The sequence below is a fragment of the Candidatus Frankia nodulisporulans genome, assembly GCF_902806475.1.
Lineage (GTDB): Bacteria > Actinomycetota > Actinomycetes > Frankiales > Frankiaceae > Frankia > Frankia umida.
The window spans coordinates 1-21314 of the sequence record NZ_CADCWS010000055.1 but is presented as its reverse complement, the minus strand read 5'-3'; the positions used below and the strand labels follow the sequence as shown (position 1 = coordinate 21314).

Below are 21314 nucleotides of genomic sequence, written 5' to 3'. Positions count from 1 at the left end.
TCCTCGGCGACGGTCTGGCTGTGAGTGCGCAGGGCGAGAGCGGTGGGGGCGAGGGTGCTCGCCCACCGGACGTCGACGCGGTCGGTGATGTCGAGACCGGCGGCCTTACGGGCGTCCTGAAGGATGCGGACGATGTCACGGGCGACACCGGCGCGGGCCAGGTCGGGGGTGATCTCGAGGTCGAGGGCGACGGACAGGCCGGATTCGGCGGTGACGGCCCAGCCCTGCCGCGGGGTCTCGGTGATGATCAGATCGTCGCCGGAGAGCTCGATGGTCTCACCGTCCACGGTGAGGGTGAGGTGGCCGTCTACCGGTGCGCCGGCGGTGGCGATGGCGGCGGCGACGGTCTTGGTGCGGTTGCCGAAGCGACGGCCGAGAGCGCGGAAGTTGGGCTTCACGGTGACGTCGACGAGGTCGGACGTGGCCGCCTCCACCGTCCCGACGTTGAGTTCCTCGGCGATCTGGGCGTGCAGTTCGGGGGTGAGGGTGGCGAAGGCCGCGGCGCCGACGACAGCCCTGGTCAGCGGCTGACGGGTGCGCACACCACTGGACGCGCGGGCCGCCCGGCCGAGTTCGACGATCCGGCGCACCAGCTCCATCTGCGCGGACAGCCGCGCCGAGTGCAGGTCGGCGGGCAGCTCGGGCCAGCTGGTCAGGTGCACGGAGTCGGGGGTGGTCGGGGTGGTGTCGGCGAACAGGCGCGCCCACAGCCAGTCGGTGAGGAAGGGCGTGAACGGCGCCATGATCCGGGTCAGGGCGTCCAGGCAGGTGTGCAGGGTGGCCAGGGCGTCCGGGTCGCCGGCCCAGAAACGGCGGCGGGAACGGCGCACGTACCAGTTGGACAGGTCGTCGACGAAGCGGGCGATGCGTCGACCGGCGCGCAGCGAGTCGAAGCCGTCCAGGGCCTCGTCCACCTCGGCGACGGTGTCGGCGAGTTCGGACAGCGCCCAGCGATCCAGGACGTGTCGGCGCGCCGACACGCCGGCCGGGGCCGTCTCACCGGCGGCCGCGGTGCTGGCGGTGTCCGTGCTGGTGGAGGGGTGCCAGCCGGCGGCGCCGGCGTAGAGGGAGAAGAAGGACGCGGTGTTCCAGTAGGTGAGCAGGACACGGCGGACGATGTCCTCGATCGCCTCGTGGCCGACGCGACGATCGGACCAGGGGGAGCCGCCGGCGAGCATGAGCCAGCGGACCGCGTCCGCGCCGTGCCGGTCGAAGAGCTCGAACGGGTCGAGGACGTTGCCGACGTGCTTGCTCATCTTGCGGCCCTCGGCGTCCAGCAGCAGCCCGAGGCAGAGCACCGTCTCGTAGGACGAGCGGTCGAAGACGAGCGTGCCGATCGCCATCAGGGTGTAGAACCAGCCGCGGGTCTGGTCGATCGCCTCGCAGATGTACTGCGCCGGGTAGTGCCGGGCGAACTCCTCGGCGCCCTGGTGCGGGGCACCCCACTGGGCGAACGGCATCGCGCCGCTATCGTACCAGACGTCGATCACCTCGGGCACCCGGTGGGCGTCCGCCCCGCAGGTGCGGCACGCCACCGTGATCTCGTCGACGAACGGGCGGTGCGGGTCGAGGCTGGTCAGGTCGCGTCCGGCGAGCTCCGACAGTTCCGCGAGCGACCCGACGCAGACCAGATGGGACGGGTCGTCCGCGCACCGCCAGATCGGCAGCGGGGTGCCCCAGTAGCGGTTGCGGGACAGCGCCCAGTCGACGTTGCCGCGCAGCCACTCGCCGTACCGGCCGTCACGGATGCGGGAGGGATGCCAGTCGGTGCGGGCGTTCTCCTCGAGCAGACGGTCGTGGATCGCGGTGGTGCGGATGTACCAGGACGGCAGCGGGTAGTAGATCAACGGGGTGTGGCAGCGCCAGCAGTGCGGGTAGCTGTGGGTGTAGGTCAGCGCACGCCACAGCCGGCCACGGGCGGTCAGGTCCGCGTTCAGCGGTGCGTCGGCGTCCTTGAAGAACAGCCCGCCGACCAGCGGTGTGTCGGCGACGAACCGGCCGTCGCGGCCGACCGGGTTGACCACCGGAAGCCCGGCGGCCCGGCAGACCGCGAGGTCCTCGGCGCCGAACGCGGGGGACTGGTGGACGAGCCCGGTGCCGTTGGTGGTGGTGACGTACGCGGCGGTGACCACCGTGTGCGGGACACCGGTGCCGGTGGCGAACAGCGCGGCGTCGAGCAGGTCGAACGGCCGCTCGTAGCGGGCACCGGCGAGCGCGCGGCCGGTGAAACGCTCGAGGACACGGGCATCCTCCCCGACGGCCGCGGCCACCAGCGCCTCGGCGACGACGAGCAGCTCGCCGCCGGCGGCCTGGACCAGCACGTACTCGACGTCCGGGTGCACGGCGACGGCCGTGTTCGACACCAGCGTCCACGGCGTGGTCGTCCACACCAGCAGGTGCGCGCCCCGCTCGGCCAGGCCAAGCCCGTCGGCGAGCAGGGGGAAACGGACGTACACCGACGGGTCGTCGACGTCGGTGTAACCCTGGGAGACCTCGTGGTCGGACAGCGGGGTCTCGTCCCGCGGGCAGTACGGGGTGACGCGGAAGTCCTCGACCAGCAGGCCCTTGTCGAAGATCTGGCGCAGCGACCACCAGACACTCTCGATGTAGCTGGTGTCCATGGTGCGGTAGGCGGTGTCGAGGTCGACCCAGTAGCCCATCCGCTCGGTCATCGCGGCGAACTCGGCGACGTGGCGCTGCACCGACTCGCGGCAGCGCTCGTTGAACTCGGCGATGCCGTACGCCTCGATGTCGTTCTTGCTGGTGAAACCGAGTTCCTTCTCGACGGCGAGCTCGACGGGCAGGCCGTGGCAGTCCCAGCCGGCCCGGCGGGGGACGTGGTAGCCCTTCATCGTGCGGTACCGGGGGAAGATGTCCTTGAAGACGCGGGCCTCGACGTGATGGGCGCCGGGCTTGCCGTTGGCGGTCGGTGGGCCCTCGTAGAAACGCCACAGCGGCCGGTCGGCGCTCGCCGCGAGCGACCGGTGGAAGACCTTCGTGTCCTGCCAGCGGGCCAGCGTCTCGCGTTCGAGGGCGGGCAGGTCCGCCTGCGCGGGCAGCGGGGCGTAACGGGGGGTGCGTGGGGCGTCGTTCATCGTGGCGGACCCGGTCTTCCTCGGTCGTCGTCGCTGGCTGGTCGTCGCTGTCATGGGCATCGGTGCCAGGCAGAGGGACGACGCCACCGGACGCCCGCACGGGCAGCCGGGGGTACCGCGGTACCACCCTCCTTGCACGCCCGGTGCCGGCACCGCCGCGGAACTCACGGCGGGACGGCGGACCGGGCGGCCTCTCGTCACGCGCGCGACGACCGGATCTACTGAGGGCCCGCGGCACCGGGAGGTACCAGGGCGCGGGCTCCGTTCTGCCGGCAGCTCAGGGGTGATCTTCGCGGACGTGCTGGCCGCCGGGCTTCCACCAACCCCGGCTCGCTCGGGCCGCACTCGCCGCTACTCGTCCCCATCGACGCTGTGTCGCGCACGACCGAGTCTAGTCGACCGGGCCGACAGTTCTCCCGGTCGGGATCGCGTGGGGCGTGGGGCGTCCGCAAGCCGCGGGGTGGCCCGTAAAGTGGACCCGATGGGGGAGGCGACAGGCATCGGGACGACCAGGGTCTCGTCGGCCAGTGTGGCGTCGGCCAGTGTGGCGTCGGCCAGTGTCGCGCCGGCCGGTATCGCGACGACAAGCATCGGGAGCAGCGTGTCCGAAGATCCCACCGGCCGCGGTGCGCCCACCCCCGCCGCCAGCCGCCCGGCGGGGGTGGGAGCGGCCCGCCGTCCCGTCGCCCTGCTGGTCGCGACCGCCGCGGCGCTGATCGCCCTCGACGTGATCACCAAGCATCTCGCGGTGGCGAAACTGTCGGGCCGCAACCCGGTCGAAGTGATCCCGGGTGTGCTCGACCTCGAACTCACCCGCAACTCCGGCGCCGCGTTCAGCATCGCCGGCGGGTCCACCGTGGTGCTGAGCCTGGTGGCCCTGCTGGTGATCGGCGTGGTCGTCTTCACCGCCCGCCGGCTGCGCTCGACGGGTTGGGCGGTCGTGCTCGGCGCCCTGCTCGGCGGGGCCATCGGCAACCTGATCGACCGGATCTTCCGCGCACCCGGTCCGCTGCGTGGCCACGTCGTCGACTTCGTCCACCTGCACCACTGGCCGATCTTCAACGTCGCCGACTCGGCGATCGTCTGCGGTGGCGTCCTGGCGGTGCTGCTGTCGCTGCGCGGCGTCGGTCTGGACGGCAGCCACCACACGGACACCCCGGACGGTGCCCGCCGGGATGGCGCGACCCCCGAGCACGCCGAACGGTCCGAGCACTCCGAGCAGCAGGCGCCGCGCGGGTGAACACCAGTGGTGACCTGCGCAGCCTCCCGGTGCCCGACGGCCTGGACGGGGTCCGCCTGGACGCGGCGATCGCGCGGATGTTCGGGTTGTCCCGCACGGCGGCCGCGACCCTCGTCGAGGACGGCCAGGCCAGCCTCGACGGTCAGATCCGTGGCCGGTCGGACCGGGTCCGTGGTGGCTCGTGGCTGGAGGTGTGCCTGCCGGCGCCGCCGCGGCCCATCACCGTCGAACCGACGCCGGTCGCGGGGCTTGGCATCCTGCACGACGACGACGACATCGTCGTCGTCGACAAACCGGTCGGGGTCGCCGCCCATCCCGCCCCCGGGTTCACCGGGCCGACGGTGATCGGCGCGCTGGCCGCGATGGGCTACCGCGTGTCGACCTCCGGTGCCGCGGAGCGCCAGGGGGTGGTGCACCGTCTGGACGTCGGCACCACCGGCGCCATGGTCGTGGCCAAGAGCGAGCGGGCGTACACCCTGCTCAAGCGGGCGTTTCGGGAGCGGGAGGTGGACAAGCGCTACCGCGCCGTCGTGCAGGGCCATCCCGACCCGTCCCGTGGCACCGTCGATGCCCCGATCGACCGGCATCCGCGGCGTCCGGGCCTGTTCGCGGTGGTCGCCGACGGCCGGCCCAGCGTCACCCACTACGACCTCGACGAGGCGTTCCGGGCCGCGTCGCTGCTGTCGGTGCGCCTGGAGACGGGCCGCACCCACCAGATCCGCGTGCACCTGTCGGCGCTGCGGCATCCCTGCGTCGGCGACCTGGCCTACGGTGCCGACCCGACCCTGGCCGAGCGGCTGGGGCTGCGCCGCCAGTGGCTGCACGCGGCCTCGCTGTCGTTCGAACATCCCGGGCACGGTGGCCAGGTCACGTTCACCAGCCCCGATCCGGCTGATCTCGCCGACGCGCTGGAACGGCTACGGGACCAGACATGACCGAGGCGGCCGGTGCCCGCGCCCGGGCCGGCGCCGGCCTGGGTGCCGGCGGGCACGGAGCGCTTGGGGCGCTCGGCGTGCTTGACCGGTTGGACGACGTCGTCGTGCCCCGGGCCCGCCATCTGGTCGTGGCGCTGCGGCGTCTGCTGGTGGCCGGCTTCGACCCGCCCGCGCGGCGGGCCCGGCAGGTCGTCGACCGGCTGCGGGTCACCGAGGGCGACGACGGTGCCGCCGGTCCGATCGTGCTGCCGGGCGGCCGGGGTGGGCGGATCGTCGTGCTCGGCGTGGTGACCCTCATCGTGGTCAGCGCGGTGGCGGCCATCGTGCAGGGCGCCCGCGACCGGGCGCCGACCCTGGTCACCACGGGCGGGACGGGGCAGGGCAGAGGATTACCGGGCGGCTCGGCACCCGCTCCGGTGCCGGCCAGCGCCCCCGAAGGCGGTGCGTCGGAAGGCGGTGCGTCGGGGGGTGCCGCCGCGGTGCCGGCGGTGCGAATCGGGCCGGCCGCGCAGGACACGGTCGCTGACTATCTCGGCGCGAGCCGGCAGAGCCTGGCCTCACTGACCGCGGCCGCACCCGCCACCGACGTGTACGCCGTGGCCAGCCTGACCGCCGTGGTCGCCCCCGGCGGGCTGCTCGACGTCGTCGGCGGCTACCGGATCGTGCAGGTGTTCTTCACCGCGGGGATCAGCGGCGAAACCGAGCAGGTCACGGTGCGTGACCCGGTGGCCGATGTCCAGGCCGCGTTCGCCGCCGCGGCGAGCCAGGCGTCCGAGCGCGCCGCCGCCGACGGGCGGGCCGGCGACGCGCACGCCCAGGAACGTGACGATCGCGCCGCGGCCGAGCTGCGGGCCGGTTGCGCCTGCCTGTTCGCCGCGGTCGTGCGTGCCCCGGCGGGACGACTCACCCAGCTCGCCGCCGACCCCAGAGTCCGCGTCGTCGACCCCGCGCCACCCGACACCGCCCCACCGACTGTGACCTTCATCCCACTGGCACCGGATCGGCACTGACTCGCCTGGTGGCGTACCGCATCATCGGCGCTGGTCGCGGTCAGTTCCAGGTCATACTGCGGCCAACCCCGACGCTCCCGGACCGGCGGGGACCGGGCAGGATGACGGCGGACATGGTTTAGGTTCCGGACAACGACAAGGAGCCCAGCGGTGAAGCTGGCGAGAGGGACCCGAGAGGTCTTCGACGCGGAAAGCCTGCTGGCCGAGTATCTGGGCCCTCGTCGGCGCGGACTGCGGTACGCCTATCCCTACTACGACGGTCTGGTCACCAACAGCGACCCGGACCTGCTGTGTACCAGTGATCTGCTCGCCCCGAGTCTGCTCGGCGTGCACGTCGCCGTCGACCGGATGCACACCCTGACCGCCCTGCAGCCGCTGCTGCAACGCGCGCTGGACAAGCTTCCCCCCGGGATCGAGCTGGTCGAGGCCGACGAGATGACCCTTGACCTGGTCGCGGCGCTCTACGACCCGCTCGACGACCCCGACGTCTCCGACCGCGACGTCAAGGGCTCGCTGATCGCGAAGGTGCTGCACCGCAAGCGTCCGGCGTTGGTGCCGCTGTTCGACTCCAAGGTGCGGATCTTCTACCAGCATGAGGACTGCGTCCCGCCGTCCCCCCGCGACGGCCGCAGCTGGCGGCAGTACATGGGTCTGCTCGTTCGGGCCATGCAGTACGACCTGCGGGAGAACGCCGAGGAGTTCCGTCGGCTCGCGAGCCTGGTGCCCGAGGGCGGTCCGCCCGTCACCCCGCTGCGGATGCTCGACATCGTGGTCTGGATGAGCAGCGCGGTCTGATGCCCGGTGCCCCGACATGGGCGCCGATGCGGGGGTGTGAGGCTTCCCCGACGACCGGGGCGGCCCGCTCGCCGGTTCGGCTGCGAGAATGGGCGGCGTGTTGAGCTACGCCGTCCGCGGGCTCACCCGGCGACACGGGGTGGGCGAGCACTCCGTCCTCGCAAACGACGGCATCGACCTCGACGTGCGCCAGGGCGAGGTGTTCGGAGTCCTTGGCCCCAACGGTGCGGGCAAGACGACTCTGGTCCGCCAGCTGATGGGCCTGTTGCGCCCGGATGCCGGCACGATCACGATGTTCGGTCGAGACGTCCGCGCCGAACCCGACCTGCCCTCCCGGCTGGCCGGCTACCTGGGTCAGGCCGACCTGGCCCTGGCCGAACTTCCGGTGGCCACGGCCGTCGGCACCACCGCCCGGATGCGCGGGCTGTCCCGTGCCGACGCCCGGTCCGCGCGTGACGCCATCCTGACCGAACTGGGCCTGACCGAGGTCGCGCACCGGCCGCTGTCGAGCCTGTCCGGTGGGCAGCGGCGGCTGGCGTGCGTGGCCACGGCGCTCGTCGGCGACCGGCCGGTGCTGATTCTCGACGAGCCGACCACCGGCCTTGACCCGGTCGCCCGCCGGGCCGTGTGGGGGGCACTGCAGCACCGCCGGGACACCGCCGGCACCACCATCGTGCTCATCACGCACAACGTTCTGGAGGCCGAGTCGGTGCTGGATCGGGTGGCCGTGCTCGAGGCCGGGCGGGTCATCGCCTGTGACACGCCCGGTCAGCTCAAGGCGTCCGTCTCCGGCGACGTCCGGCTCGACCTCGCCTGGCGGCACGACCCGCCCACCGACGATCCGACCATCGCCATGCTCGCGGGCCTGGCCACCATCCGCGGCCGCCGCTGGACGGTGCGGATGGCCCCCGTCGCCGCCCGCGAGGCCCTTGGCCGGCTCACCACCGGAGCGGCCTTCGCCGCCCTGGACGACTTCAGCCTCGCCACACCGTCCCTGGAGGACGTGTACCTCACCCTTGGCGGGGCGTCCCGAGACCTGGAGCGGACGTGACCGAACCTCTCTGTCGTCCGGCCCAGCAGGTGTGGGCCCGATGACCGTTGTTCCCGACGCCCGTGGCACCACGATGAACACCGTCCGCAGCGTCCCGGTGGCGAACCTGCCCGGGCTGACCGCGCCGGACGCCACCGCGCCCCGCACCGACCCGCTGTCGCGCGCCGAACCGTCGGCCGACCAGCCGTCCGCTGACCAGCCGTCCGCTGACCAGTCGTCGGGTGACCAGGCGCTGTCCACGGGGCCCGCGGGACTGATGCTGCCGCGCATCCCGGCGGCCACCGGCTTCGGGACCGCCTTCGGCGCGGTCTACCGGGGGCAGCTCGCCCGGTCGAAGGTCGGACGGATTCCCCTGCTGTTCGTCGCGTCGTTCCAGTCGATCGGCATCCTGGTGCTGCTGCGGGGCATCCTCGACGTCGGCGACAACGCCGCCGCCGGGCAGGTCGTCGCCGGGTCCACGGTGCTCGTCGTCGCGTTCGTCGCGCTGAACCTGCTGGCGCAGCGTTTCGGGGCGCTGCGGGCCGCCGGTGCGCTGGACTACTACCTCACCCTGCCCATCCCACCGGCCGCCGTGGTGCTTGGCACCGCCGCGTCCTATGCGACCTTCGCCGCCCCCGGCACGCTGGTCACCGCGGTGTTCGGCAGTCTGCTGTACGGGCTGTCGCTGTCCGGGCTGTGGCTGCTGGCGCCGGTCGTACTGCTCTCCGGGGTGTGCCTGTCGGGTATCGGCGCCGCCGTCGGCCTGCTCGCCCCACGCCCGGAACTCGCGACGATCGCCGGTCAGCTCGGCATGAGCATCGTGCTGTTCCTCGGGGTCATCCCCGCCGACCGGCTGCCCGAGGTCGGCCGGCTGGCCCGCGACGCCCTGCCCAGCACCTACGCCGTCGACGCCCTGGCCGCCGCCTTCCAACGCGACATCAACTGGACGACGGTGGTCGCCGACCTCGCCGTCTGCGCCGCCGTGGGCGTCGGCGCCCTCGCCATCGCCGTCCTGGCCCTGCGCCGCGTCGGCACCTCCTGACCCACCCGTCCCCGGGGCACTGCCGGGGCGCTGACCGGCCCGTCCCCGGGACGGTGAAGGACGGGCCGCGGCCCCGGTGCTCGCCGCCCCCGCGCGCCCGCGCGGCCGGCGGGTCGGCTGCTGGCTTGGGCGGCGGGGCCGGTGTACCGGCACGATAGGGTCAGGTGTCAGAAGCGGTCGGTGTGGCGGTTCCCGCGATGAGACCGCCGAGCGGGTGCCTGGTGGCGGAGCGGGGCGACGTGAGGGAAAGATCATCCGAATCCGGGCCGGTCTCGGCTGGTCCGCAGGACCCGTCGGTGCCCCCCGCGTCACCGCTGGAAGCCGGCATCCACGGGGATGCGGGTGAGCGGGCCGGGTGGTTCGCGGTCCTGCCCGGGCGAGGCGGTGCGCATCCGGGGCTCGGATCGCCGGGGCGACGGGGATATCTCGCCGGGCTGATCTGCGCGGCGGTCATGGTGGTGGCGGGGTTTCCGCTCGGTCTGCTGTGGGCGGCGGCGGCGCCGCATCTGAATGTGAACGGGGCGCTGGCCGGTAACGAGTCGGCGTTCGCGGTGCAGAGTGACATCGACGCCCGGTTCGGGCTCATCTGCGCCGTCGCCGGGCTGATCGGCGGCGCGGTGGCGCTGTGGCGGGCACGGGACGCCGGGTGGCCGGTGCCGCTCGGGCTCGCCGCCGGTGGGGCCGCCGGGGCGCTCATCGCCGGGTGGACCGGTTATCTGCGCCGGTCGGCGGACGCCCTGCACGGGCTGCCGGCGAACGCGTCCTCGGTGCTGGTGGATCTGGTGGACGTGCGGGTCCGGGCGCACGGCCTCTATCTGGTGCTGCCGGTGACGGCGCTGCTGGTGTTCGGGCTCGGCCTGTGGGTGGCGTCCCTGCGGGTCAGTTCGGGCTCGGGTCGACGCGGCGCAGCTCACTCGACCCGATCGTCGTGATCCGCTCCAGCAGCCCGACCTCGCGGTGCAGCAGCGCCCGCTCGGCGCGCAACCGCTGCGCCGCGTCCGCCTGGGCGAGCAGCCCCTGGCGTTCGGACAGGTCGGTGACCGCGGCGGCGGCCACCACGTAGGACAGCGCGATCGGATCGTCGGGCAGGTCCGGCAGGGAGATCTGCACGGTGCCGGTGGCGGCGAGCCGCTCGGCGTAGGTGCGCATCAGGCGCTGCACCGGGCCGATGGCCTCCTGGGCGGCCTGGGCGTCACCGACCTCGTCCGGCAGGTACTCGACCTGACCGAGCAGGTAGGGCGCGCCCCGCTGGTCGACCTCGTCGATGCGGAAACGCCGCCCGCCGACCGTCAGCAGCGAGAACCGCCCGTCGGGATGTTCCTGGACGCGGCGCAGCACCGCGGTACAGCCGATCTGGTGCAGCGCCGGCACCGCCGGACCCACCTCGCGCCCGCGCCGGATCGCCACCACCCCGAAATGGCGGGAGTGGTCGTCGGGCAGGGCGAGCAGTTCGCGGACCAGCGTCCGGTACCGCTCCTCGAAGATCTCCAGCGGTAGCACCAGCCCCGGCAGCAGGACGGTCCCCAGCGGGAACAGCGGCAGTCGGGTGCTCATCGCCGGCGTTCTCCCCCCTCCGGAGCCCTGCACCGGTCCACGGCCGAGCCTTTCTGCAACTTTGTCCCGGGACGGGCACGGTGTCCATCCGGCGGGCTCTGTGATTCTCCCCTTTCCTCGGCCGACAGGCGTCCCACGCCCGCCGCGCCGGCCGTCCGCCGTGGTGTGGGGTGGCCCGACCGGGGGATGCGCTCCGATGGGGAGGTAACCGGGACATTCGCTGGTGCGCGCCGGACAATGGGCCGGTGTGGGGAACCGAACCGGAACTACTCGTCATTCTGGACCTATCGGACGACCCTGGCTCGGCCGCCCCAGCCGAGGAGACGTGCGAGGGCGAGGCGGGCCCGGGGCCCGTGAGCGGGCGGCCGGGAGGTCCGGGCGGCCGGGGGGACGCTGACCCGGCAGTGGGCGGATTCGGGCAGGTCACCTCGACGTTTCCGCCCCGGCTGGTGCTGCTGGCGGCACCGACGTCACGGGCCCGGGAGGTGGCCGCGCTGCCGGGGGTCCGGGCGGTGTGCGTGGACGCGGTGCCGGCGGACCTGCGCGCGGTGTTGAGTCCGGCCGAGTCGTTGTTCGTCGACGGCTGGCTCGCCCGGCACGCCGAGAAGTCGCGCGGCCCCTCCGACGGCAGGCCCTGGGACGCCCCCGGCCACACGCCCCCGGACGCGCCGAACCCGACCGGCTAGGCCGTCCGCCGGCGGTTCCGGTCCTGGGGGAACGGGTCAGAAGACGCGGCGGGGGGTGGACCAGGTGGCGGTCGGGCCGGAGGACCGCCAGATCATGTGGAGTTCGTCGCCGACGCGGGCGAGGACCTCCAGATGGCCGTCGAAGTTGCTCTGGATCATGGAGACCGCGTCGACGCGCCCCAGCGAGGGGGCGAAGGGGCGCGGGCCGCTCCAGAACGGGGTGGACGCGCCGTTGTTGCGGTAGTAGTGGATCAGCCCGCCGCCGGCGGAGGGGACGACGACCTCGAAGTTGCGCGCGCCACCGGAGAACGTGCTCTGGATGAGCGCGGGGTTGCCGGCGACACCTTCACCGAAGGTCGGGCCGGTTCGCCACACCGCGGTGTTGTCCCGGGTGAGGTGGACGAGCCGGCTGCCGACCCGCACGACGGCCTCGAGCATGCCGGTGCCGCCGCCGAGGGTGCCGTGGATCAGGCTGACCGCGTCGACCTTGCCGAGGTTCGCGCCGAACCGGGTCGGACTGCTCCACGGGAAACCCTGCACGTCGTGGTTACGCCACAGGTGGACCAGGCCCACGTCGGCGGCGGGCACGAGCAGTTCGAAGTTGCCCTTGGCGCCGAGTCGGCTCTGGACCAGCGACGGCACACCCCGGACACCCTGACCCGAGGCGATCGGGACGGGTGCGTGCCAGGCGAACATGCCGGTGCTTTCCCGCCAGAGGAACTGCAGCCCGTCCCCGACCAGGACGACGACCTCCAGCGGCCCCGGAGTGGCCAGCGTGCTCTGCACCATCGAGACGGCGTCGACGGGGCCGAGGGACTGCGCGGTCTGCCACGGATCGCGCCACGGATAGCTGGTGGTGTCGTTGTCGCGCCAGACATGGGTGAGCCCGGCGAACACCGAGGGGACGAGCACCTCGAAGTTGCCGGTGCGGCCCAGGCCCTTCGACTGGATGAGCACCGGGTTACCGGTCACGCCATGTCCCCAGCCGAGCTGGCTCGGGGTGTAGCGGCACAACGCGAAACTGTTGGAGCGCATCAGGCAGTCGACCGGGGCGGAGGCGCAGCTGTCGCAGTTGCCGTTGGGGGCGTGGAAGACACCCCATTCGCCGCCGCAGTCGCAGCCGGCGCCGCCGTACTCGTCGGGGGCGCCGAAGATGTGCCCGGTCTCGTGGGTGAACACCCGGTCGATGTTGTCGGGACCCCAGCCGTCGTTCTCGTACGACATGACGATGCGTGGCCCGCCGATCGACGAGTACGCGAAGTAGCCGACCGGGTACTTGGTGAAGAACGCGCAGTACGCCCAGGTGGTCTGGAGCCGGCCGCGCAGCGCGTCCACGTAGTCGTAGACGCCGTCGAAGTTCGGCTTGTGGCCGAGCCGGTCCATGGTCGGGTCGCGCCACAGCGCCTCGAGGTCGGTGGCGTTCGGGTTGGCCGCGACCGACAGCCGCACGATCTGGATGTCGTAGTGGAAGGCCAGGTCCGCCGCCGGGTTGGTGGTGGCGTACCAGGACAGGCCGTTCTGTACCTCGGCGACGACCTTCGTCCGCTCGGCGGCGGTGAACTGCAGGTCGGCGGTCGGCCCCTCGACGAGGATGAGCCCGACGGCGACCGAACCCTCCAGCCGCGAGCTGGTCGGCACGCCCGCCGCACCGGACGACGGCAGCGGGCCGTTCGACGCCCCGTCGCCGATCGCGCCGTTCGACGAGGTGGCCCGCACCGCCGTCCCCAGGGGCCCGGTCCCCAGGGGTGCTGTCCCCAGAGCCGAGGCGCCACCCGCCGAGGTGGCGGTGCCGCCCACGGCGGACGACGGGTCGGCGGGGGCCAGTGGCGTGGCGGTGGGGGAGAGGGCCGCGGGCGGGGTCGGGGTGCTGGGCGCGGAGGTCCGCGGGGGTGGGACGTCGGTGCAGGGCCGGTCCATGTCCCAGTCGTGGCCGTCCCGCGGGCGCTCGGCCTTCATCTGACGGTAGGCCGAGCTCGCCCGCAGCCGGAAGGCGTCCAGCCCCAACGTCTCGGCGCGACTCAGACCGGGGGAGACCCCCGTGGTGGACACGACGCTGCCGTCGGCGGGGGGGATCAGCGCGGCGAGCCCGCGCACCCCGGGCTGGTGCTGCGTGGTCGCCGAGCGGCGCGCGGTGTCGGGGTCACGCGGCCGACCGAGCACCTGGACCCGCCCGTAGTGGTGCAGGGTCCGCTCGCCGCGGGGGTCCGCGGGTGTCGCCGCGCCCGGGCCGCCGGCGGTCGTGCCCGCGGTGCCCGCTGTCCCGGCGGCACCGGTCGGGACGGCCGAGGTGGTCGTGCTCGGTGGGGTCGCTCCCCGCCCCGGCTGGTCAGGACTCGCCGCCGCGCGCAGCACGCTGGCGCTGCCCGGACCGGACGGGATGATCAGCGCGCGTTCGTCGACCGGTACGTCCCCCGCCATGCGTGATCATTGTCCTTTCGGTGGGAATGGCTGTGCGGAGTTGTATCGCGATGGGCGGTCATTGTGTCGGGCTTTTGCCCAAGCAACCGCTTTCCGTGGCCGATCGCCCCGGGCCGTCCGGTGGACCCGGCGCGCTGCGGCCGCCCGGATCGGCCTGTCGGCTTCGGCTACCGGGTCGGCGGCAGGCCGTTGCCCGACTGCGGCATCTCGGGCCAGCTCGAGCCGACGGCGGCACGCTGCGTGCCGCCCATCCCGTTGTTGCCGAGGGAGCCGCCGCCGATGCTCGGCCCACCCATCGCCGGGTTACCCATCCCGTTGTTACCCATCCCGTTGTTGCCCATGGAGGGGCCACCCACGGCCTCGGCGACCTTGCGCATGATGGCCTCGACCAGCCGGACCGCCTCGGCGGTCCCGAGGTTCAGCACGATCTCCGAATCACCCGCCACCTGGAACCGCACCGACACGTCCGCCATGGTCAGGTACCCCTTCGTTGTGGCCGCCCGCACCTGTGCGGGTCTGTTGCCATCCGTGACGTTACGGGGGGAAGGGTTCGCGGCGCGCGGCGCCTCGGCCGGCGTGACCGCATGGCAGACAGCCGCGACCGTACGGGTAGGGTTCTCCCGATGAACGATGGGACGGCGACGGTCCGTGACTGTGTCACGGTGTTGGAAAGCGTCTATCCGCCGAGCTGGGCCGCCACATGGGACGCGGTCGGGCTGGTGGTCGGCAACCCGGACACACCGGTCGAGTCGGTGCTGTTCGCGGTCGACCCGACCTCGGAGGTGGCCGCCGAGGCGGCCCGCTCCGCCAACCTGCTGATCACCCACCATCCGCTGTTCCTGCGCGGCGTGCACGGAGTGGCCGAGACGACCCCCGGTGGCCGGGTGGTCGCCACCCTGGTGCGCGCCGGCGTGGCCCTGTTCACCGCCCACACCAACGCCGATGTCGCCGCACCCGGGGTGAGCGACGCCCTGGCCGCGGCGCTCGGCCTGCGCGACGTCCGCCCGCTGGAAGCCCAGCATGCCGCCGCCGTCGAGGCCGAGGCCGCCGAGGTGGCCGCCGGTGCGGCCGGTGCGGCCGACGGGCACGACGCCGGTGGCGGGCCTGACCCGGCGGTGTGCCGGGGGCTCGGTCGGATCGGTGAGCTGGCGGCACCCGAGCCGCTCGGGGAGTTCTGCGCCCGGGTCGCGCGGGCACTGCCCGCCACGGCCGGGGGAGTGCGGGCGACCGGGCACGCGGACGCCCCGGTGCGCCGGGTGGCCGTCTGCGGCGGGTCCGGTGGGGAGATGGTCGGTGCCGCCCGGGCGGCCGGCGCCGACGTGCTGGTCACGGCGGACGGCCGGCACCATCACGTGCTGGACGCGGTCAGCGCCCATCCGGTCGTCCTCGTCGATGTGGCGCACTGGGCCAGTGAATGGCCCTGGCTCGAGCAGGCCGTCGCCCGGTTGACGGCAGGTCTCGCGGCTCGGGGACGTACGGTGAGGACGACGGTGTCCACTCTTGTGACCGACCCCTGGCGCCTGCACGTCTCGTCCCGCTAGCCCGGCGGGCGAAGGCACGCGGCCGCGCCCGCGGTGGGCCCGTCACGACACCTGGGCACGCTTCGGTTCGACGGCACGCTTCGGTTCGACGGCACGACGCATGTCGAGGGCACGACGCATTTCGAGGGCACACCGGTGAGGAGTCCATGAAGGCCGAACCAGCAGTTCAGCTCCGCCTGCTTGAGCTGCAGGCGCTTGATTCCGGCATCGACCGGCTGGCCGCGCGCCGCCGTACGCTGCCCGAGCTCGAGGTCATCACCGCCCGCAGCGCCGATCTGGCGTCGATCAGTGACGATCTCATCGGTGTCCGTACCGAACTCGGTGATGTGACCCGAGCTCAGCGTCGGTTGGAAGACGAGATCGAACTGGTCCGTTCCCGCTCCGCGCGCGACACCGATCGGCTCGGCTCCGGTGCCATCAGCAACGCCCGTGAGCTGGAGAACCTCCAGTCCGAGGTGGCCTCGCTCGCGCGCCGCCAGGGAGTCCTGGAGGACGAGGCGCTCGAGCGGATGGAGGCCGTGGAGGCCCTGGCCGGCCGCATCGCCGACCTGGAACGCCGCGAGGCCGACGTGCGCGCCGAGATCGACGCGGCGAACACCGCCCGGGACAAGGCCTGCGGCGAGATCGACGCCGAGACCGTCCGCCTGCGTGACAGGCGCGGCGCTCTCGCCCCGTCCCTGCCGGACGCGCTGGTCACCCTGTACGAGCGGATTCGGTCGACGTCCGGTGGGGTCGGCGCGGCGGCACTGCTGCGGCGACGCTGCCAGGGCTGTCACCTCGAGCTCTCCGGTGGGGATCTGCGTGAGGTCGCCGCCGCGCCCGCCGATGAGGTGGTCCGCTGCGAGGAATGCCAGCGGATTCTGATCCGCACCGCCGAGTCCGGCCTGTAACCGGACGATCCAGCCGGGCGATCCAGCTGGACGGGGACGCGCCGCGGCGAAGTGGGGTCGGCGGTCGGGGGGTGAGCTGTCGGTGGGAGGCTTACGCCGGGCACGGCGTGTGGGCAACGGCGTGAGGGGAGACGCGGATGAGCACCGAGCGCACACTGATCGTCGAGGCTGACGGGGGGTCCCGCGGCAATCCGGGCCCGGCGGGCTACGGCGCCGTCGTCCGTGACGCCGCGAGCGGTCGTGTCATCGCCGAACGCGCCGCGTCGATCGGACGGGCGACCAACAACGTCGCCGAGTACTCCGGGCTGATCGCGGGCCTGCGGGCCGTCGCCGAGCTCACCGCGCCGTCCACCGGGTCGGTCACCGTCGAGGTCAGGATGGACTCGAAGCTCGTCGTCGAGCAGATGAGCGGCCGCTGGAAGATCAAGCATCCGTCGATGCGCCCGCTGGCCGAGGAGGCCACCGGCCTCGCCCGCGACTTCGCCGCCGTGCGCTACCGCTGGATTCCCCGCGAGCGCAACGGTGACGCCGACCGGCTGGCCAACGAGGCTATGGACGCGGCCGCCGCCGGCCGCACCTGGGAACCCACCGAACCCCAGTCGCCCGACCCCGAACCCCACCGCGCCCCCACCACGCCCCGCAACCGACCCCACAGCAAGATCCACCTACACGGGTCGCCATGGGGGGCAAAACGGACACGAACACCCCCACGACGACCCGTGTGCACCCTGCACACCCGCAGCCCCCGGAAACAGCGCCACAGGGCGTGGTCGTGGCCGATGAACGATGGCACCGCGTCGCATGAACGGGCCAGCGGGGGCCCTCCGATCCGGCGACAGGACGGCCCGTGGGAGCCCCGTCGACAACCGCGACGCACACGGCACATCTACCGTCCTATACTTCTTCTACAAGTTGTAGAAGATGGGCTGGCGAGGGAGATGTCGTGCGACCGATGGCGGGTGCGGTCCGGCATGGGGTGGGGCGACGTGTCGTCCCGATGCTTCTGGTGGCGGTCTGTCTGTGCCTGGCCAGCTGCAGCACGGGGGCCACGGCAGCGGACGGGGGCGGGGACGCGGGCGCCGGGCGGTCGCGGGTACGGCTTACCTTCACCGCGCCAAGCGAGCGCAGGTCCGCGCCACCGACCGGCGGCCTGACACCCTCGGGGCAACGGGTCGATCTCGCGGCGCTGCGGGGACGTGTCACCGTGGTCAACTTCTGGGCCTCCTGGTGCCCACCCTGCCGGGCGGAGACACCCGCCCTGGTGACACTGGCCCACCAGCGTCCGAGCGTTGCCTTTCTGGGTGTCGCCCATCAGGAGGGCGCAGACACCGCCGCGGCCTTCCTGCGTACCTTCGCCGTGCCCTACCCCACGATCGTCGACAAGCCCGGCACCCTGGCCGCACGCTGGCCCGGCGTCGCCGGTCTGCCCATGACCTACGTGCTCGACTCCCGCGGCCGGATCGCCGCCCGCTTCATCGCCGGCGTCACCACAGATGATCTTGACGGCGTCCTTGACCGATTGTCCACCGAGGCATAGTCGCTGGACGCGGAAAAGTCCGGACGGGCATCGTGAGCGGTGGAGGTGCCATGCGCACGCAGGAGATCGAGTACAGCTACGAGGATCTGCGCCTGATCGGCGAGTTCGCCGTCGACGACGCACGGGACGACGGGCCGCGGCCAGGGGTGCTGGTCTGCCATGGCGGTGGCGGCCTGACCGACCACACCCGCGACTGGACCCGCCGTCTGGCCGAGGCCGGCTACGCGGCCTTCGCCCTGGACTACTACGGCGGCGGGGGTCGTTCGGACACCGAACGCTCCGGCGACCGCTACGCCGGGCTGCTGGCCAGGCCCGAGCGGCAGCGGGCGTTGGCCCGGGCCGGCCTGGACGTGCTGCTGGCCCGGCCGGAGGTCGCGGCCGGGCAGACTGCCGCGATCGGGTTCTGCTTCGGGGGGACGATCGCACTGGAGCTGGCCCGTGCCGGCGCCGACCTGCGCGCGGTCGTCGGCTTCCACGCGGGCCTGGCCACCCAGCAGCCGGCACAGCCGGGGGCGATCACCGGCCGGGTCCTGCTCTGCCTCGGCGCGGAGGACCCCATCGTCCCGGCGGAGCAGCGCCTCGCCTTCGAGCAGGAGATGCGCGCCGCCGGAGCCGACTGGGAGCTACGCCTGTACGGCGGCGCCGAACATGGCTTCACCGACCCGATCACCGACGGAATCATCCCCGGCGTCCGCTACGACCAGCGCACCGCCGACCGCGCCTGGACCGCCATGATCGCCCTGTTCACCGAGGTCTTCGAACCCCGGCCCTGACCGCCGTCAGGCTTGGCCCTTGCGGCCCATGCCCAATGCCTTGCGATACAGCTCGGGGACGCGGTAACGCTCGGCGTCGTCACGAGAACCGAGGTCGACTCCCAGGAGCCCTACCTCCAGGCCCAGGTTCACCACGTCGACCTCGACCCCGGCCAGCTCGCCCGCGGGAAAGGGCGTACGCCCGACTGCCCGCAAAGCCTCGAACAGAGGCCCAAGCTCCGGGTACTCCTCCTCTACGGACAGCACCTCCTGGTCGCTGATGTCCTCCAGGGACTCGACCAACGCGCGGGGCCGGATCAGGCTCCGTTCGTAGGGAGCCGACTCGTACCAGCCGCGCTCCCGCTCGGCCGCACGGTCAAACAGCCGGATCAGCGAGCGCGGAGAGTGGTCACCGTTACTGTCCGCGAGCCGGTTCCAGACCCAGTTGTGGGTGAAGGCGGTCTTGCCGCCGGAAACCCGCTCACCCACCAGGACCCGCCAGACATCGAGCACATGGGCCTGCGACCAGGACTCGACCAGGTCCTCCGCGCCGGTGCTCGGCAGGGCGTCCGGAACCTCGTGTCGGACAAGGTCGGCCACCGCTGCTGCCCGCAGCGCCTGCTTGATCACTACCTTCAGGTAGTCGGTCTGATCCGCCCAGGACAGCCGCACCTCACGCCCATAGAAGTGGGACTGGTTCGGCACCGGAACGCTTCGGTAGATGTCCTCACGGATCAGAACCTTCATCCGCAGACGGGACAGCTCGTCACCGCGCTCGCCGAGCAGAGCCAGCAGCCCCGCGACGCCCTCTCGACGCCGCGTCAGATCGGCGGCCGTCGGGCCGAAACCGGCATCCAGGCCATCGAACAACAGGAACGTCTGCTCATCGATGGCCGCGTCCAGCTCCCTGATCCACTGCCACACCAGCAACCCCGCGTCCGGGACGGACAAGACCGACCGAAGGTCCCGGACGAGGTCGATCTCGGTGTACCGCGGCTCAGGCTTGTGGACACAGACAAGGCCGCCAGGAATCGCGAACTCGGGCAGCCGCGGCTCGCCGTACAGCCGCACCGTCACACCGATCAGCGCGGCCCAGGCGACTCTCCAGTCGGTTGAGGTCTCTGCGATGAGGGAACCAACCGCCTTGAACGTGTCGCTGGACGGTGTCCACGTCCGGCGCGTCTGCAGACTGGATGGGCTGGTCACAGCGATACCGCCCGCCATGGCGAGCCGGCGGAACAGCGCCGTCTTGCCGGTGCCCTTGCGGCCACGGATCAGCGGTCGGTCAGCCCGTAGAGCCTGTTGAACAGTCCCGGTACGCAGGTAGGTCTGCTCGAACTCGTCGTCGGACTGTGCCTCCGCTATACCCGCGGACATCCGCAGCCCGGCGAGCGCCTCCGCCTTTGTGGTCGTCACCAGCGACGGCGACCCGGATACTACGACGGAGCCGCCGACGTTGTTCGCCATGATCGAAGCAGAGCGTGGGACGAACCCCTTGATCCATTCACTGACCGGCGCATAAGCACTGCCGCCGGCCTCGGCGGTCGCCGCATCCGTGCTGGCCATGTCCTCGCTGTACCCCACGACATGCAGAAGCTCATCCACGTCGGGAAACGCCGGTTGGCCATCCGTGAGAACAGCCGGGGCGAGCCACTCGCTGATCCAGGTCGCGGCCCGGTCCTCGTAACGACGACGGGTTTCCGGAGAGCCGGCGCCAGGTACCGGGCTGACCAGGAACCGTGGCTCCGGGGTGTACGCACGCTCGGAGCGGGCGGCGAGCAGGGCACGCGTTAGCGCACCCGTGCCCACTCTGGACTGCGGGTGCGGGAAGAACGTGACGACAGCCAGATCGGCGAGATCAAACAGAAGCGGTGCGGACAGCGGACTGATGCCGGTCCGGGCATCGATGAGCACGATCTGCGGAGCAATTCGTAGCCCACCCACAGCGGAGAGCAACATCCGTAGCGGATTACTTTCCTCCCGGTACCAGGACGCAGGATCCAGCTGCGCGAGTCTGCGGGCATAGTTGGCGTCCGGATGACCCGCTGGAAGCAGATAGAGCTCACGGTCGGGATGCGCCCGCAGGAGGTGCGGTGTGACGTCCGGAAGCTCACCAGCGATCTCCGTGCCGAGCAACAGCGACACGACACCCTGATCGGGACCTACCCGGCGCTCCACATCGAACAACGCGGCGAGCCCAGGAGCCTCCAGGTCCATGTCGATGCACAGAACCCGATGGTCCTGCGCCAGCAGCAAGGCCGTGTGGGCCAGCGCGGTGGACCGACCCACACCCCCGCGCAACGAATAAAAAGTTGCCACCAACGGTGCGGAAAGAAAGTCATCTGAGCGCGATGGCAGTCGCACTTCAATTCTGTCGCGCTGTTCACCGCGAGCCAGTGAATCCGGCCAGAGCGGGAGCTGGGAAACCTCGGGCCGCAGAGGATCACCTGCGCCCTCGGCCGCCGCAGTGGCCGACTCCTCTGGACTGAGAAAATCCATGAAAGCGATATCATCGTCGGCGACGATCAAACCCAGCGAACGGCCGCGGCGTTCGCTGGGCGTCTGACCCCTGAAGCTGCCACTCACCACCTGGATGCGGTAGCCCCGAAAAGGGTCGGGGACGACCTGCACCTCGTCCCACGGGTCTCCTCTGCCCAGGCGGTCGAGGATGCGCTCGCGAACAGCATCGGCCTCGACCTGCGTCCTGTCCGGCATGTCCCCTCCCACCTGCCCGCTGCCCGGACAGTCAGCGTAGCCGTCGCAGGCGGTGGGCCAGGAACCTGGCCAAC

Annotated in this window: 17 protein-coding genes and 1 pseudogene; 13 read left to right on the top strand and 5 right to left on the bottom strand. The window is 72.3% G+C overall.

Annotated features, from left to right (window positions below):
* Nucleotides 1-3095 (bottom strand): isoleucine--tRNA ligase (gene ileS, locus G6R24_RS08045; protein ID WP_163548527.1); only part of this gene is annotated, 3095 nt, incomplete at its 3' end.
* Nucleotides 3096-3576: 481 nt separating this feature from the next.
* Here ileS and lspA point away from each other — a divergent pair.
* The 7 genes from lspA (at nt 3577) to G6R24_RS08010 (ending at nt 10079) form a co-directional block, all read left to right on the top strand.
* On the top strand, nt 3577-4335 hold the full coding sequence (gene lspA / locus G6R24_RS08040; RefSeq protein ID WP_163548526.1) for a signal peptidase II: 759 nt from the start codon (nt 3577-3579) through the stop codon (nt 4333-4335).
* A complete protein-coding gene (locus G6R24_RS08035) occupies nt 4332-5270 on the top strand; it encodes an RluA family pseudouridine synthase (RefSeq protein WP_163548525.1) in 939 nt (312 codons plus the stop codon). Before lspA ends, G6R24_RS08035 begins: the two co-directional genes overlap by 4 nt.
* Entirely contained in the window at nt 5267-6280 is a 1014-nt protein-coding gene (locus G6R24_RS08030) for a hypothetical protein (protein WP_163548524.1), read from the top strand. The genes G6R24_RS08035 and G6R24_RS08030 overlap by 4 nt, the downstream gene beginning before the upstream one ends.
* Before the next feature lie 150 nt (nt 6281-6430).
* Nucleotides 6431-7075, top strand: coding sequence for a DUF6308 family protein (locus tag G6R24_RS08025; RefSeq protein WP_163548523.1), 645 nt, complete (start codon nt 6431-6433; stop codon nt 7073-7075).
* An 88-nt stretch (nt 7076-7163) separates the two neighbouring features.
* Complete coding sequence (locus G6R24_RS08020; protein ID WP_163548522.1) at nt 7164-8126, top strand: ABC transporter ATP-binding protein; 963 nt, start codon at nt 7164-7166, stop codon at nt 8124-8126.
* Nucleotides 8127-8166: 40 nt separating this feature from the next.
* Nucleotides 8167-9147, top strand: a complete 981-nt coding sequence (locus G6R24_RS08015) for an ABC transporter permease (protein ID WP_225438257.1) — start codon at nt 8167-8169, stop codon at nt 9145-9147.
* A gap of 296 nt (nt 9148-9443) precedes the next feature.
* Nucleotides 9444-10079, top strand: coding sequence for a hypothetical protein (locus tag G6R24_RS08010; protein WP_225438256.1), 636 nt, complete (start codon nt 9444-9446; stop codon nt 10077-10079).
* On the opposite strand, the gene G6R24_RS08005 is transcribed toward G6R24_RS08010, so the two are convergent.
* Entirely contained in the window at nt 10027-10701 is a 675-nt protein-coding gene (locus G6R24_RS08005; RefSeq protein WP_163548521.1) for an LON peptidase substrate-binding domain-containing protein, read from the bottom strand. The genes G6R24_RS08010 and G6R24_RS08005 overlap by 53 nt on opposite strands.
* Nucleotides 10702-11105: 404 nt before the next feature.
* Between G6R24_RS08005 and G6R24_RS08000 the strand changes: the two genes are divergently transcribed.
* Nucleotides 11106-11387, top strand: a complete 282-nt coding sequence (locus G6R24_RS08000) for a hypothetical protein (protein WP_163548520.1) — start codon at nt 11106-11108, stop codon at nt 11385-11387.
* A 36-nt stretch (nt 11388-11423) separates the two neighbouring features.
* Here G6R24_RS08000 and G6R24_RS07995 read toward each other — a convergent pair whose 3' ends face one another.
* Together G6R24_RS07995 and G6R24_RS07990 are read right to left on the bottom strand one after the other, a co-directional pair.
* Complete coding sequence (locus G6R24_RS07995) at nt 11424-13805, bottom strand: DUF8189 domain-containing protein (protein WP_163548519.1); 2382 nt, start codon at nt 13803-13805, stop codon at nt 11424-11426.
* Between the two features lie 167 nt (nt 13806-13972).
* On the bottom strand, nt 13973-14278 hold the full coding sequence (locus G6R24_RS07990) for a hypothetical protein (RefSeq protein WP_163548518.1): 306 nt from the start codon (nt 14276-14278) through the stop codon (nt 13973-13975).
* Nucleotides 14279-14428: 150 nt separating this feature from the next.
* Between G6R24_RS07990 and G6R24_RS07985 the strand changes: the two genes are divergently transcribed.
* From G6R24_RS07985 to G6R24_RS07965, 5 genes and pseudogenes are all read left to right on the top strand, one after another.
* Nucleotides 14429-15346, top strand: a complete 918-nt coding sequence (locus G6R24_RS07985) for a Nif3-like dinuclear metal center hexameric protein (RefSeq protein ID WP_163548517.1) — start codon at nt 14429-14431, stop codon at nt 15344-15346.
* Nucleotides 15347-15492: 146 nt separating this feature from the next.
* Complete coding sequence (locus tag G6R24_RS07980; RefSeq protein WP_163548516.1) at nt 15493-16236, top strand: zinc ribbon domain-containing protein; 744 nt, start codon at nt 15493-15495, stop codon at nt 16234-16236.
* Nucleotides 16237-16373: 137 nt separating this feature from the next.
* Nucleotides 16374-16877: pseudogene (locus G6R24_RS07975) on the top strand (reverse transcriptase-like protein); the annotation flags it as partial.
* Nucleotides 16878-17233: 356 nt separating this feature from the next.
* Nucleotides 17234-17773, top strand: coding sequence for a TlpA family protein disulfide reductase (locus tag G6R24_RS07970; protein ID WP_163548515.1), 540 nt, complete (start codon nt 17234-17236; stop codon nt 17771-17773).
* 50 nt (nt 17774-17823) lie between these two features.
* Nucleotides 17824-18546 (top strand): dienelactone hydrolase family protein, encoded by a 723-nt coding sequence (locus G6R24_RS07965; protein WP_163548514.1) that lies wholly within the window; start codon nt 17824-17826, stop codon nt 18544-18546.
* A gap of 6 nt (nt 18547-18552) precedes the next feature.
* On the opposite strand, the gene G6R24_RS07960 is transcribed toward G6R24_RS07965, so the two are convergent.
* Nucleotides 18553-21156, bottom strand: a complete 2604-nt coding sequence (locus tag G6R24_RS07960; RefSeq protein WP_163548513.1) for a KGGVGR-motif variant AAA ATPase — start codon at nt 21154-21156, stop codon at nt 18553-18555.
* Nucleotides 21157-21314: the final 158 nt, after the last annotated feature.

Bases quoted from the DNA above. Each gene is read 5' to 3' on its own strand.
- lspA (WP_163548526.1), top strand. From the start codon at position 3,577: ATGGGGGAGGCGACAGGCATCGGGACGACCAGGGTCTCGTCGGCCAGT.
- G6R24_RS08030 (WP_163548524.1), top strand. From the start codon at position 5,267: ATGACCGAGGCGGCCGGTGCCCGCGCCCGGGCCGGCGCCGGCCTGGGT.
- G6R24_RS08020 (WP_163548522.1), top strand. From the start codon at position 7,164: ATGGGCGGCGTGTTGAGCTACGCCGTCCGCGGGCTCACCCGGCGACAC.
- G6R24_RS08015 (WP_225438257.1), top strand. From the start codon at position 8,167: ATGACCGTTGTTCCCGACGCCCGTGGCACCACGATGAACACCGTCCGC.
- G6R24_RS08005 (WP_163548521.1), bottom strand. From the start codon at position 10,701: ATGAGCACCCGACTGCCGCTGTTCCCGCTGGGGACCGTCCTGCTGCCG.
- G6R24_RS07995 (WP_163548519.1), bottom strand. From the start codon at position 13,805: ATGGCGGGGGACGTACCGGTCGACGAACGCGCGCTGATCATCCCGTCC.
- G6R24_RS07990 (WP_163548518.1), bottom strand. From the start codon at position 14,278: ATGGCGGACGTGTCGGTGCGGTTCCAGGTGGCGGGTGATTCGGAGATC.
- G6R24_RS07985 (WP_163548517.1), top strand. From the start codon at position 14,429: ATGAACGATGGGACGGCGACGGTCCGTGACTGTGTCACGGTGTTGGAA.
- G6R24_RS07980 (WP_163548516.1), top strand. From the start codon at position 15,493: ATGAAGGCCGAACCAGCAGTTCAGCTCCGCCTGCTTGAGCTGCAGGCG.
- G6R24_RS07970 (WP_163548515.1), top strand. From the start codon at position 17,234: ATGCTTCTGGTGGCGGTCTGTCTGTGCCTGGCCAGCTGCAGCACGGGG.
- G6R24_RS07965 (WP_163548514.1), top strand. From the start codon at position 17,824: ATGCGCACGCAGGAGATCGAGTACAGCTACGAGGATCTGCGCCTGATC.